Raw genomic sequence first — 13,139 nt, forward strand, 5'->3', positions numbered from 1 at the left:
TCATGAGCAAAAGAGTGTTGTTTATCGACCGTGATGGTACCCTGATCAATGAAGCACCGCCTACCTACCAGATCGACGATCTTTCCAAGCTGACCTTCTACCCGGAAATGTTTAAATACATGGGAAGAATAGCCCGGGAGCTGGATTACGAGCTGGTGATGGTGACCAACCAGGATGGGCTTGGAACAGCAGATTTTCCGGAAGCAACCTTCTGGCCGCTGCAGGAATTCGTGATGAAAAGCCTGGAAGGTGAGGGGATTCATTTTACCGGTGTTCATATTGACCGCAGCTTTCCGAAAGACAACCTGCCCACCAGGAAACCAGGCACGGGAATGTTGTTGCAGTACCTCAATAGTGATCAGTATGATATCGCCAACTCTTTTGTAATCGGAGACAGGATCACAGATGTGCAGCTGGCCAAGAACCTGGGCTGTAAGGCAATCTGGCTGAATGCCGACCCGGCGTTGGGCGGCGCTGAGGTAAGCGACCAGGTGGATACGCTGCGGAGAACCGCTGTGGCGCTTGAGTCCACCGCCTGGAGTGAGATCTATGCTTTTCTGAAACTTGGCCTCCGCCAGGTGGAGCATGTGCGCAACACCAACGAAACGAAGATTACCGTTCGGCTGAATATGGATGGCAGTGGCAAATCATCCATTCATACCGGTCTTGGTTTTTTTGACCATATGCTTGACCAGATTGCGCGACACGGAAAGATTGACCTGGAGATCGAAACGAAAGGAGACCTTCATGTGGATGAGCACCACACGATAGAAGATACCGGGCTTGCGCTGGGAGAGGCTTTCGCTATGGCACTGGCTGATAAACGGGGTATGGAACGGTATGGTTTTGCATTGCCGATGGATGAGGCGGATGCCAAAGTGCTGATCGACTTCGGTGGTCGCAACTGGCTGGTATGGAAAGCAGTATTTCAGCGGGAAAAGATCGGAGAAATGCCAACCGAAATGTTTTTCCATTTCTTCAAATCATTCAGTGACGCTGCAAAGTGCAACCTGAATATCGAATGCCAGGGAGAGAATGAACACCACAAGATCGAAGCAATTTTCAAGGCATTTGCGAAAGCGATCCGGATGGCAGTGAAGCGAGACCCGGTCAGCAATTACCTGCCTTCTACCAAAGGCGTGCTGTAATTACAGCACATCAGCATATTCTTCCTTTTTGCGTTTCATCACTGCATGCGCAAATGGGCAGAGGGGAACGATCTTGAGGTTGTGTGTGCGGGCATATTGCACAGCAGTCTCCACGAGCTGTTCGCCTACATGTTGCCCTTTAAGCGTTTCAGAGACTTCGGTGTGTTCGATGATCATACGGTCCGGATAAGGTTGAGAATAAGCCATTTCTGCAAGGAAAGCACCTTCTTCACCGACATAGAAAACACCCTTGTCGCCCTGTTGGGTATGTTTGATCAGCATTGGCTGGAGTTTACAGCAAACTACCAAAAATAATTTTGTTCATTCCGAATTGCTGCTGCATATTTGTGTCCTCATGATTTTCAAACAACATAATCAGTGGTGGTGGCATACAAACTCTTCTGGGGTGCTGTAAAGCCATTGCTGTTATTGTAACATATCAGAACCCCGGTGATCATCATCGGGGTTTTTCTATTAAAACAGGCGAATTGAAAAGGATTCAGATCGAAACGACAGTCAAACAAATGCTCGCGGATGTGTATACACCGGTCGGCATTTACCTCCGGTTAAGGGACCGGTTCCGGGATACCGTACTCCTGGAAAGCACCGATCATCACGCTGCCGACAACAGTTGGTCTTTCATTGGCATCAATGCCATTGCCGGGATGGAAATCACTTCCATGCATGCCATCGAATACAAATTTCCGGGACTTCCGCCGGAAAAAGCAGGGATCAGTGATCCTGCTGGCGTGCCCGATCAGCTCTGGAGTTTTATGCAACGTTTCGAAATGGTACCCGGTGCTCCGAAAGAAGCAAGGTATGCCCAGGGACTCTATGGTTATACCAGTTATGATGCCGTACAGTTTTTTGATACGATACAATTCAACGACAGGAAACCAACGTCAGGCATTCCCCTGATGCGGTACCGCCTGTACCAGTACGTGATCGCTATCAATCATTTTAAAGACGAACTGTTTCTCTGCGAAAACAGGATTAAAGGAATAGAATCAGAAGTTGCCGTGGTGGAATCATTGATCCGCAGCAAAGACGTGCCGGTATTTCCTTTCCGGATCAAGGGAGAGGAGCAGAGTAATATGGCACCTGAAGCCTATGAGGAGATGGTGCGCAAAGGTATCGCCAGCTGTTACCGGGGAGATGTTTTCCAGATTGTATTGAGCCGGCGTTTTCAGCAACAGTTCATCGGTGATGAATTCAATGTGTATCGTGCATTGAGGAATATCAACCCTTCACCTTACCTGTTTTACTTTGACTATGGAGATTACCGCCTGCTGGGATCCTCTCCGGAGGCACAACTGATCATCAGCAAGGGAAAGGCAGTAGTGCACCCGATCGCCGGCACTTACAGGAGAAGTGGTGATGACGATATTGATCGCGCAGAAACGGAGAAGCTCCTGATGGATGCCAAGGAAAATGCGGAACACGTGATGCTGGTTGATCTCGCCAGGAATGATCTCAGCCGGCTGTGCACGGAAGTGGCTGTGGCGCAATACCGCCAGGTACAGTATTTCAGTCACGTGATTCACCTCGTTAGTGAAGTGACGGGTAAAGTGCCTGATCAGACGAATCCTTTCCTGCTGGTGGCCAAGACTTTCCCTGCAGGTACGTTAAGCGGGGCGCCCAAGATCCGCGCCATGCAACTGATCGATTCCTTTGAGCCTACTGCACGATCTTATTATGGCGGCGCCATCGGCTTTATGGGATTTGATGGTGCCTGCAACCACGCCATCATGATCCGCACCTTTCTCAGTCAGCATAATGTGCTGACCTACCAGGCCGGTGCCGGTGTGGTGGCTGCCAGCAAACCTGCGGCTGAACTGGCGGAGGTCAACAACAAACTCGGTGCCCTGAAAAAGGCGCTTGAACTTGCACAAACGATTTAATAAAGAAGCATGCGCATCCTTGTATTTGATAATTACGATTCATTCACCTATAACCTGGTGCATCTCGTGGAGAAGATCACCGGATCTTCAGTAGAGGTTTTCCGCAACGATGCCATTCCCATGGAAGCTGTTGCCGCCTACGACAAGATCATTCTTTCTCCCGGTCCCGGAATTCCGGAGGAAGCCGGTTTGTTGCTGCCGCTTATCAAAACCTATGGTGCTTCCAAATCCATACTCGGTGTCTGCCTGGGTCATCAGGCCATCGGTGAGGCTTTTGGCGGAACACTTGCCAATCTCGACGAGGTATACCACGGCATTGCAACGCCGGTAACGGTGAATAACAAACGAAAAATAACCAGTAATGACGTGTTTCGGGGCCTGCCTGAGACCTTTGATGTGGGCCGCTACCACTCCTGGGTGGTGAAAGAAGATGGATTTCCCGGAGTACTCGAAGTAACAGCAAGAGATGCCTCGGGTATGATCATGGGACTTCGCCACCGCGAATATGATGTACAGGGCGTACAGTTCCATCCGGAAAGTGTATTAACGCCCAATGGTGAAAAAATGCTTCGCAACTGGTTACAAATCAACTGAACGACATGAAAAAAATTCTTCTGCACCTTTTTGAGCACAAAACGCTGAGCCGTCAAATGGCCCGCGACGTGCTGCTGCAGATCGGTAAGGGTGTATATAATGAACATGAAATCACCGCTTTCATGACGGTATTCCTGATGCGGAGCGTAACGATCGAAGAATTGCAGGGATTCCGCGATGCGCTCCTGGAGCTCTGTGTTCCCGTGAGCTTTAACGGTCACGCCGTAATGGACATTGTCGGAACCGGCGGTGATGGCAAGAATACCTTTAATATCAGCACCCTGGCCTGCTTTATTGTGGCCGGTGCGGGACATAAAGTAGCCAAGCACGGCAACTATGGTGCTTCGTCCGTGAGCGGATCGTCGAACGTGATGGAACAGCTCGGATACAAATTCAAGAACAGCACGGATGCCCTGAACCGTGAACTCGATGAGGCAAATATCTGTTTCCTGCATGCACCCCTGTTTCACCCTGCCTTAAAAGTAGTAGCGCCCATCCGGCGTAACCTGGGGATGCGCACTTTTTTCAATATGCTGGGGCCATTGGTCAATCCTGCTTCGCCGGCATTCCAGTTGGTAGGCGTGTACAGCCTCGAAATGGGCAGGATCTACAATTACCTCCTGCAGCAAACAGGAAAGGATTTTACCATCATTCACGGCATAGACGGTTATGATGAGATCTCGCTTACCAACGACACAAAAGTGTTCACGCAGGCGGGGGAAAAGATTTACACACCCGAAACGCTGGGCAAGCGGCTTGTTCAGGCTTCAGATATCTATGGCGGACAAACCGTAGAGGAAGCAGCGAAACTGTTCCGACAGATCCTGGATGGAAATGGCAGCTGGGCGCAGAATGCAGTGGTGCTGGCCAATGCCGCCATGGCGCTGTATGGCACCGGGCAGTTCAATAATTATGACACTGCCTATGCCGAAGCTGTGGAGAGCCTGGAAAGTGGAAAAGCAAAGCGGTCACTGGAAGCACTGGTGGCGTTACAATAAAAAATTATTTTGCAGGCAGAATGAATATTTTAGATCAGATCATCGCAAGGAAACGGGAGGAAGTAGCTTACCGGAAAAAACACCAGCCGGTGGAACGTTTGCGGGACCAGGGGAGTTTTCACCGGTCCGTTTATTCCCTGGGTGTATTTCTGCAGGACAAGGCCTATACCGGTATCATTGCAGAATTCAAGCGGCGATCCCCATCCAAAGGGGTGATCAATGCTGAAGCGTCAGTAGAAGATGTAACCCGTGCATATGCCGGTAATGGCGCCAGTGCAATTTCAGTGCTGACTGACAGGGATTTTTTTGGCGGATCCACCGCTGATCTCGAAGCAGCCCGGTTTAACCAGGTTCCCCTGTTGCGCAAGGACTTTATTATCGATCCCTATCAGCTGACGGAAGCCAGGGCCATGGGGGCAGATGTCATCCTGCTGATTGCCGCCTGTCTCTCTCCCGTGCAGGTAAAGGACCTGGCAGCTGAAGCGCTGTCACTCGGACTGGAAGTGCTGCTGGAGTTACATGACGAACAGGAACTGGAACATGTTTGTAAAGAGACGGCCATTATTGGCATCAACAACCGCGACCTGAAAACTTTTACGGTCGATATCGACAGAAGCCTCCGGATGGCGGCACAGTTACCGGTGGATAAGCTGAAAGTGGCGGAGAGCGGCATCGATAAGGTAGAGAATGTGATGAAATTCCGGGAACATGGTTTCCAGGGATTCCTGATCGGCGAACAATTCATGAAGGCGGATGATCCCGCCAGGGCATTTCAGCAGTTTGTGATTGCCCTGCGTAAATTATCGGTTTGACAATACGGCCACTGACATGGCTGTTTTCTGAATAACACTTAAAATCCGGGCACAGTATGAGAGTAAAAGTGTGTGGCATGACCCAACTGGCACAGGTCGACAGGCTGGAAAGTTTGGGAGCAACATTTGCGGGCTTCATTTTTTATCCGAAAAGTCCGCGGTATGTATTGCGCTACATGACCACAACCCAATTAAAAAAAGAGAATAATATCAATAAAGTAGGCGTGTTTGTCAATGCAGGAATAGAGGAAGTATTACAGATGGTGGATGAATGCCGCCTCCACATGGTACAATTGCATGGCGATGAAACACCCAAGTATTGTGAAAAGATAGCCGATTATGTTTCTGTGGTAAAAGCTTTCCGGCTGAGTGAAAACGACAGTATTTCCTGGATGACCCGGCCCTATATGGAGTGCTGTGATATGTTCCTCTTTGATACAATGGGCGTAGGGTATGGCGGCACCGGGAAAAAATTCGACTGGAAAATCCTGAAGGACGAACATATCGGCAAACCTTTTTTTCTCAGCGGGGGTATCGAGCCGGGTGATGAGGAGTCACTGATCACCTTTTCAAAGCAGCCCGAGGCGAAAGGACTATTTGCCATTGATATCAACAGCAGGTTTGAAACCAGTCCGGGCGTGAAAGACCTGGAGAAGGTCGGAACATTTATTAAAAATCTAAACGTGATACAGCCATGATCATACGGCAAGCGGTATCAGGCGATCTTCCTGCGATACTGGATATCTACAACGATGCGATCCTGAACACTACTGCCGTGTATGATTACCAGCCACACACCCTGGCGATGCGGGAAACCTGGTTCAACACGAAAGTTGAACAACGGATGCCTGTACTCGTTGCGGAAGACAGTGGCATGATCCAGGGCTTTGCCTCCTACGGCCCCTTCCGGGCATGGGCAGCTTATCAGTATACCGTAGAGAATGCGATATATGTACATCCCGCGCACCGGGGAAAAGGCATTGCCAAAGCACTGATGCAGCCGCTGATTGAAGCGGCAAGAAAGCAGCAACTCCATACGATGGTAGCTGGCATTGATGCCAGTAATGCAGCGAGTATCGCCTTGCACAGGCAATTCGGTTTTGAGGAAGTGGCGTGTTTCAAAGAGGTGGGATACAAATTCAACCGCTGGCTGGATCTCGTGTTCCTTCAATTGATGTTGTAAAAAGAAATTATGGAAACAAGTTATCAGCATCCTTCCCCGGAAGGGTATTATGGCCGCTTCGGTGGTGCTTATATTCCGGAAATGCTTTTCCCCAATGTGGAGGAATTGCAGGCCCGGTACCTCCAGATCATGGAAGAACCGGCTTTCCGGCAGGAGTTCAATGAGCTGCTGCGCGATTATGTGGGCAGGCCAAGTCCCCTGTATCTCGCCAGGAGGCTTAGCCAGGCTTATGGTGTGCAGCTCTACCTGAAAAGGGAAGACCTCAACCACACGGGTGCGCACAAGATCAACAATACCATCGGGCAGATCCTGCTGGCGGAAAGGCTCGGCAAAAAAAGGATCATCGCAGAAACGGGAGCGGGGCAGCATGGGGTTGCTACAGCAACCGTCTGTGCCCTGAAAGGCCTTGAATGCATTGTGTATATGGGGGAGAAGGACATTGAACGCCAGGCGCCTAATGTTGCGCGGATGCACATGCTTGGCGCTAAAGTGATTCCGGCCACCAGTGGCAGCAAAACGCTCAAGGATGCTACCAATGAAGCGATCCGCGACTGGATCAACCACCCGCATGATACCCACTATATTATTGGCAGTGTGGTTGGTCCCCATCCTTACCCGGATATGGTTGCCCGCTTTCAAAGTATTATCAGTGAAGAAACGCGCTGGCAGCTGAAAGAAAAGACGGGGAGGGAAACACCGGATCGCGTGATCGCTTGTGTGGGTGGTGGTTCAAATGCTGCAGGTGCCTTTTATCATTTCCTTGATGAGCCGCAGGTGGAGCTTGTCGCAGTGGAAGCCGCCGGCCTGGGGATTCATAGCGGACTGAGTGCGGCAACTACGGCCCTCGGCCGACCGGGAATTTTACACGGCAGCAAGAGCATTGTGATGCAGACCGAAGATGGGCAGGTAGTGGAACCGCACAGTATTTCCGCCGGACTGGATTATCCCGGTATCGGACCCCTGCATGCGCATTTGTTTGACAGTGGCCGGGGAAAATTTCTCAGCGCAACAGATGAGGAGTCAGTGCGGGCCGCCTTTAAACTGGCACAACTGGAAGGCATTATTCCTGCACTGGAATCAGCGCACGCACTTGCAGCGCTGGATCAGCTGGACCTGGTAAACGGTGAAACCATCGTGCTTTGCCTCAGCGGTCGCGGCGACAAGGATATGGCCACCTATATGAAGCAATTGCAAATGACCAACGGAGCGAATTATGAGTAAGATCAAATCGGTATTTGTGCCGGGCAAAGCCGGCGGCATTCTAAACGTATATATTACAGCAGGCTATCCTCAGCTGAACAGCCTCGCGGAAATTCTTCCTGCACTGCAGGATGGTGGTGCAGACCTCGTAGAGATCGGTATACCCTACAGTGATCCGCTGGCTGACGGGCCTGTTATCCAGCACAGCAGCACCGTTGCGCTGGCAAACGGCATGACGTTGCAGCTGTTGCTTGAACAGCTGTCGGCCCTGAAAGACCGCTTGACCGTTCCTGTCATACTGATGGGATACATGAACTCCGTGATGCAGTATGGTTTCGAAAAATTCTGTGCTGATGCGGCAGCTGCAGGTGTATCCGGTCTGATCCTTCCCGACCTTCCCGAGTTTGAATTCCGCAAGGAATATGGCGCTGTGATCAACCGTAACGGGTTGGATTTTATTTTCCTCGTTACACCGGAGACTGCCGAAGAACGTGTACGCAGGCTTGACGAATTAAGCAACGGCTTCTTGTATGCAGTATCATCGTCTTCCACTACCGGATCGGACAAGGATATGAGTGCAGTCATCGATTACCTGCAACGCCTGAAGAAAATGAAATTGAAAAATCCTGTTCTGGTGGGTTTCGGCATACGCGACCGGCAGAGCTTTGCCGCAGCTACTGCCATTGCCGATGGCGCCATTATCGGCAGCGCCTTCATTCAATCACTTGAAAACAGCAGCGATCCGGCAGCGGATACCACGCGTTTTCTGCAAAGTATCCGTTCATGACCACGGCCATCGTGCAATATAATGCAGGCAATATCCGGAGTGTGTTGTATGCACTGGAGCGTATCGGTACCACGGCTATCGTTACGGATGATCCGGAACAGTTGCGCAGCGCAGACAAAGTGATCTTTCCCGGTGTTGGCGAGGCCAGCTCGGCCATGGCGTATCTTAAAGAACGCGGCCTTGACCAGGTGATTGCGGGCCTCACGCAACCTGTACTGGGCATTTGCCTGGGCATGCAGCTGATGTGCAGCTGGTCAGAAGAAAATGATACCGTTTGTCTCGGAATATTTCCGGAAAAAGTGAAACGTTTTCGTCCGGCAGATAAATTGCTGAAAGTACCGCAGATCGGGTGGAATAACATCACCAGGCTCAAGAGTTCCCTCTTCGAAGGCGTAGCAGAAAACAGTTACTGCTATTTCGTGCATGGCTATCATGCTGCCATAGGCAGTCATACCATTGCCACCACCGATTATGGCGGGGACTATAGTTCAGGGCTGCACCGCGAAAATTTTTACGGGGTCCAGTTCCATCCTGAAAAATCTGCAGCAGTGGGAGAACAGATCCTGCGCAACTTTTTGTTCAAGATCAATACATGAACCGGTTAACAATCAAAGCAAATCTTTGCCGGCCCCAACTGGACGGCGTGTGGGCACTGCGCCGGGAAGCCATGTATCCAGAACGGGAGCTCTCTTTTGTACAGCTGCCCGATGATGCAGCGGGGCATCACCTTGGGATGGAAACAGACGGGCAACTGGTGAGCGTGGTGAGTTTTTTTGTAAAAGGAAAGAGCCTCCAGTTCCGCAAGCTGGCTACAGCAGAACGGTTCAGGAACCAGGGACTGGCAACGCGGTTATTGCAGGAAGTCTTTTCCTTCGCAGCGCAGCACCGGATGGACGAGATCTGGTGCAATGCAAGACTCGAAGCCATCAGCCTGTATGAGACGATGAATATGCGGCGCGAAGGGAACACCTGGCAGGCTAACGGGCATAATTATACGATCATGAAGAAAATACTGAACCGCCGTATGGAGATTATCCCGGCGATTGACCTGATAGATGGTAAATGCGTGCGCCTTACGCAGGGCGATTACAACCAGAAGACCATATACAATGAAGATCCGCTGGAGGTAGCGCTGGAATTTGAAGCAGCGGGACTGCGAAGGCTCCATTTGGTGGACCTTGACGGTGCTCGCCTGGGAAAGGTAACCAACTGGAAAGTGTTGGAGCGGATTGCTTCCAGGACCGGGCTGGTGATTGATTTCGGCGGCGGGGTGAAAACAGCGGAGGACCTGCGGATTGTGCTGGAAAGTGGTGCAGCGCTGGTGACCATTGGCAGCCTCGCGGTAAAAGCACCAGATACATTCGCCGCCTGGATGAGCACTTATGGCGCAGACAAATTTCTATTGGGCGCTGATGTAAAAAATGAAAAGATCGCAGTTGCCGGCTGGCTGGAAACAACTGATGTCTGGATCTATGATTTCCTGCGCGAGTATTTTCAGAAAGGCATTCGCCAGGTATTCTGTACGGATGTGAGCAAAGACGGCAAACTCGAAGGTCCGGCCCTGGATCTTTACAGGAATATATTGAAAGAATTGCCGGAACTCGATTTAATCGCTTCCGGCGGTGTCAGCAATATGGCTGATGTGGAAGCCCTGGCAGAAATCGGTTGCGCCGGGGTGATCATCGGCAAGGCGATCTATGAGAACAGGATCACCCTGAAAGACCTTCAATCCTTTCAAGCTTAAATCAGCATCGTGCTTACAAAACGCATTATACCCTGCCTCGATATCAAAGACGGCAGAACCGTTAAAGGGACCAATTTCGTTGACCTTCGTGATGCCGGCGATCCGGTTGAACTGGGAAGGCTGTATGCTGAACAAGGTGCCGACGAACTCGTGTTCCTGGACATCACGGCTACAGTCGAAAAAAGAAAAACGCTGCGTGAGCTGGTAAACCGGATCAGTCACGGTATCAATATTCCCTTTACCGTGGGTGGCGGTATCAGCAGTGTGGAAGACGTCAGTGTGTTGCTGCAGCATGGAGCAGATAAGATCTCGGTGAATACTGCGGCATTTAAAAATCCGGCACTGATCACAGACCTTGAAAAGAGCTTCGGAAGCCAGTGTGTGGTATTGGCCATCGATACCCGGCTGGAAGAAGATGGCAACTGGTATGTATACCTCAACGGCGGAAGAACCCGCACGGAACGACTGTGCACGGACTGGGCAAAAGAAGGCGTGGCGCGTGGCGCAGGCGAAATTCTGCTGACCTCAATGAACCACGATGGCACCAAGCAGGGGTTTGCCCTGGATATCACGGCAGAACTATCACGCAGCCTGCAGGTTCCGGTGATAGCCAGCGGTGGCGGTGGAAATGCCGCGCATTTTGCCGAAGTATTTGAAAAAGCCGGCGCGGATGCAGCGCTGGCAGCCAGTATCTTCCATTTCAAGGAAGTAGCCATTCCGGACCTGAAAGCCGAACTGGCCGCACGCGGCCTGCCCATCCGGCGTTAGTGATAAAACAGCTTATTTTTGCAATATGAAAGTGGATTTCGAAAAATATCCCGATCAGCTCGTTCCGGCCATCGTACAGGACCACCAGACCCAGAAAGTGCTGATGCTGGGATTCATGAACCCCGAAGCGCTGCACCAGACAGAATCAACCGGGAAAGTGACCTTTTACAGCCGCAGTAAAAAGAGGCTGTGGACCAAGGGGGAAGAAAGCGGTAATTTCCTGGAACTCAGGTCGATTGCTGCTGATTGTGACCATGATACGCTGTTGATCAAGGCGCATCCCGTAGGACCTGTCTGCCATACCGGCGCCGATACCTGCTGGAGTGAAAGAAACCACTCGGAGGACTTCCTTCAATACCTGGAAGATATCATCGACCTGCGCCGCCAGGCTTCTCCGGATACATCCTATGTAGCCAAGCTTTTTTCAAAAGGCATTAACAAAGTGGCGCAAAAGGTTGGGGAAGAGGCTGTTGAACTGGTCATTGAGGCGAAAGACAACAATGACGCGCTTTTCCTGAACGAAGCGGCCGACCTTCTTTTCCACTATTTGCTTTTGCTTAACGCCAAAGGCTTTAGCTTGCAGGATGTGGTGGAAATCCTGAAAGACCGTCATTCCAAATAAATTTGCTACCCGGACATATGAAAAGACTTTTCCCCTTACTGCCGCTTCTCCTGTTGGCCTTTCTGCAGAAATCCATCGCACAGGACATTCAGATTACCGGCAAGGTCACCGGCGTAGCCGATAAAAGCCAGGTTTACCTGACCGATCCTGACAAGCCTGGTGATACACTCGCCACTGCAACGAGCAAGCAGGAGAATTTTGTGCTGAAAGCACAATTACCGGCGACCAAACTTTACCAGGTAAGCTTCATGCCTGCAGGTAAAAAGGGATTGCTTTTCCTTGAGCCCGGAAAGATCCAGGTTACCGGAAATCTTGATAAGATCCAGGACCTGGAAGTGAAAGGATCAACTGCACAGGCGGGTTTTAAGGCCTTTCAGGCAACATTTGATCCCTATTTCAAACGCTACAGCCAGCTGACGCAACTAGCGAACCAGAGTGGCGTGAATGACAGCCTGATGACCCAGTACAAGCAACTGGTTGCGGAGATCGGTGATGCGGCGGAAAAATTCGCTGGAGAACATGCATCCGAGCCGATAGCGCCCTTTATGTGGGCAACCCTGCTGCAGGTGGTAGAGGATCCGGTACGCATCGAGAAAAGCTTGAATGCTTTCAGTGCTCCGGTAAAGGAAAGCTTTTATGGAAAGTATCTCAGCGATAAAGTTGCCGAGATGAAAATTGGCAGGGTAGGAACACCGGCACTCGATTTCACCCAGGCAGACACTTCCGGTAATCAGGTGACCTTGTCATCTTTCCGTGGCCGTTATGTACTGGTAGATTTCTGGGCCAGCTGGTGCGGTCCATGCCGGCAGGAAAACCCCAACCTGCTTGCCGCATACAAGAAGTTTAAAGAAAAGAATTTTACCGTACTGGGCGTATCACTCGACAACAACAAGGACCGCTGGCTGAAAGCCATTGCTGATGACCGGCTGCAGTGGACGCAGGTAAGCGATCTGAAATACTGGCAGAATGAAGTAGCGTTGCAGTACAAGATCCAATCCATTCCCCAGAACCTCCTGATTGATCCCAATGGCGTGATCGTGGCGAAGAATCTTCGCGGTGATGCGCTGGAGCAGAAGCTTTGTGAATTGCTCGGGTGTAACTGATTCGCGCCTGGTCCAATTTCACGCTGAGGTTTTTTCCTGCCTACGCTAAAGCTCCGGCAGGCGAGGCACGCAAGGTCGCTGGCTACCTATGCTAAAGCTTCGGCAGCCGCTGCGCTCCCCGAGGGGCAAAGGCGCAAAGAAAAGTTTACCAGCCTTCGGCTGGAGGCGCGCAAAGCGTTAGTTAACTGGTAGTCAATAGTCCCGATTCCGTTCGTTTCAATACAATGCTTTGTATTCGCAGTTCATGACGGATGCCCTTTCCTTTGGTTTGATGTTGCC

15 protein-coding genes are annotated in these 13,139 nt (G+C 51.0%); 14 read left to right on the top strand and 1 reads right to left on the bottom strand.

All coding sequences use genetic code 11. The annotated features are described in order from the left end of the window. Positions 1-2 precede the first annotated feature (2 nt). On the top strand, positions 3-1,148 hold the full coding sequence (gene hisB, locus FPE01S_RS12745; protein WP_046369344.1) for a bifunctional histidinol-phosphatase/imidazoleglycerol-phosphate dehydratase HisB: 1,146 nt from the start codon (positions 3-5) through the stop codon (positions 1,146-1,148). On the opposite strand, the gene FPE01S_RS12750 is transcribed toward hisB, so the two are convergent. After that, entirely contained in the window at positions 1,149-1,430 is a 282-nt protein-coding gene (locus FPE01S_RS12750; RefSeq protein ID WP_046369345.1) for a GNAT family N-acetyltransferase, read from the bottom strand. It abuts the gene before it with no gap. Between the two features lie 206 nt (positions 1,431-1,636). Between FPE01S_RS12750 and FPE01S_RS12755 the strand changes: the two genes are divergently transcribed. Genes FPE01S_RS12755 through FPE01S_RS12815 form a run of 13 tightly spaced genes read left to right on the top strand, consistent with a single transcriptional unit; the run spans position 1,637 to position 12,860 of the window. After that, positions 1,637-3,049 carry an anthranilate synthase component I family protein gene (locus tag FPE01S_RS12755; RefSeq protein WP_217998210.1) on the top strand — a complete coding sequence of 471 codons (1,413 nt, stop codon included), beginning with the start codon at positions 1,637-1,639 and terminating at the stop codon, positions 3,047-3,049. Between the two features lie 9 nt (positions 3,050-3,058). Continuing rightward, on the top strand, positions 3,059-3,643 hold the full coding sequence (locus FPE01S_RS12760) for an anthranilate synthase component II (protein ID WP_046369347.1): 585 nt from the start codon (positions 3,059-3,061) through the stop codon (positions 3,641-3,643). A gap of 5 nt (positions 3,644-3,648) precedes the next feature. Beyond that, positions 3,649-4,641, top strand: a complete 993-nt coding sequence (gene trpD / locus FPE01S_RS12765; RefSeq protein ID WP_046369348.1) for an anthranilate phosphoribosyltransferase — start codon at positions 3,649-3,651, stop codon at positions 4,639-4,641. Between the two features lie 20 nt (positions 4,642-4,661). Beyond that, the gene (trpC, locus tag FPE01S_RS12770; protein WP_046369349.1) at positions 4,662-5,453 is read left to right on the top strand and encodes an indole-3-glycerol phosphate synthase TrpC; all 792 of its coding nucleotides are present in this window, start codon (positions 4,662-4,664) and stop codon (positions 5,451-5,453) included. A gap of 56 nt (positions 5,454-5,509) precedes the next feature. Next, a complete protein-coding gene (locus FPE01S_RS12775) occupies positions 5,510-6,151 on the top strand; it encodes a phosphoribosylanthranilate isomerase (protein WP_046369350.1) in 642 nt (213 codons plus the stop codon). Then, complete coding sequence (locus FPE01S_RS12780) at positions 6,148-6,636, top strand: GNAT family N-acetyltransferase (protein WP_174446982.1); 489 nt, start codon at positions 6,148-6,150, stop codon at positions 6,634-6,636. The genes FPE01S_RS12775 and FPE01S_RS12780 overlap by 4 nt, the downstream gene beginning before the upstream one ends. Positions 6,637-6,645: 9 nt before the next feature. After that, positions 6,646-7,857: a tryptophan synthase subunit beta gene (gene trpB / locus FPE01S_RS12785; protein WP_046369351.1), complete on the top strand. Its 1,212-nt coding sequence runs from the start codon at positions 6,646-6,648 to the stop codon at positions 7,855-7,857. Further along, positions 7,850-8,623, top strand: coding sequence for a tryptophan synthase subunit alpha (gene trpA / locus FPE01S_RS12790; RefSeq protein ID WP_046369352.1), 774 nt, complete (start codon positions 7,850-7,852; stop codon positions 8,621-8,623). Before trpB ends, trpA begins: the two co-directional genes overlap by 8 nt. After that, entirely contained in the window at positions 8,620-9,219 is a 600-nt protein-coding gene (hisH, locus tag FPE01S_RS12795) for an imidazole glycerol phosphate synthase subunit HisH (protein WP_046369353.1), read from the top strand. The genes trpA and hisH overlap by 4 nt, the downstream gene beginning before the upstream one ends. Further along, positions 9,216-10,367 carry a 1-(5-phosphoribosyl)-5-[(5-phosphoribosylamino)methylideneamino]imidazole-4-carboxamide isomerase gene (gene hisA / locus FPE01S_RS25480; protein WP_072053990.1) on the top strand — a complete coding sequence of 384 codons (1,152 nt, stop codon included), beginning with the start codon at positions 9,216-9,218 and terminating at the stop codon, positions 10,365-10,367. The genes hisH and hisA overlap by 4 nt, the downstream gene beginning before the upstream one ends. Positions 10,368-10,376: 9 nt before the next feature. Beyond that, positions 10,377-11,135 carry an imidazole glycerol phosphate synthase subunit HisF gene (gene hisF / locus FPE01S_RS12805; RefSeq protein ID WP_046369354.1) on the top strand — a complete coding sequence of 253 codons (759 nt, stop codon included), beginning with the start codon at positions 10,377-10,379 and terminating at the stop codon, positions 11,133-11,135. Positions 11,136-11,160: 25 nt separating this feature from the next. Then, on the top strand, positions 11,161-11,757 hold the full coding sequence (hisIE, locus tag FPE01S_RS12810) for a bifunctional phosphoribosyl-AMP cyclohydrolase/phosphoribosyl-ATP diphosphatase HisIE (RefSeq protein ID WP_046369355.1): 597 nt from the start codon (positions 11,161-11,163) through the stop codon (positions 11,755-11,757). Positions 11,758-11,774: 17 nt separating this feature from the next. Beyond that, the gene (locus FPE01S_RS12815; RefSeq protein WP_046369356.1) at positions 11,775-12,860 is read left to right on the top strand and encodes a TlpA disulfide reductase family protein; all 1,086 of its coding nucleotides are present in this window, start codon (positions 11,775-11,777) and stop codon (positions 12,858-12,860) included. Positions 12,861-13,139 lie beyond the last annotated feature (279 nt).

The organism is Flavihumibacter petaseus NBRC 106054 (genome assembly GCF_000974785.1).
Taxonomy (GTDB): domain Bacteria; phylum Bacteroidota; class Bacteroidia; order Chitinophagales; family Chitinophagaceae; genus Flavihumibacter; species Flavihumibacter petaseus.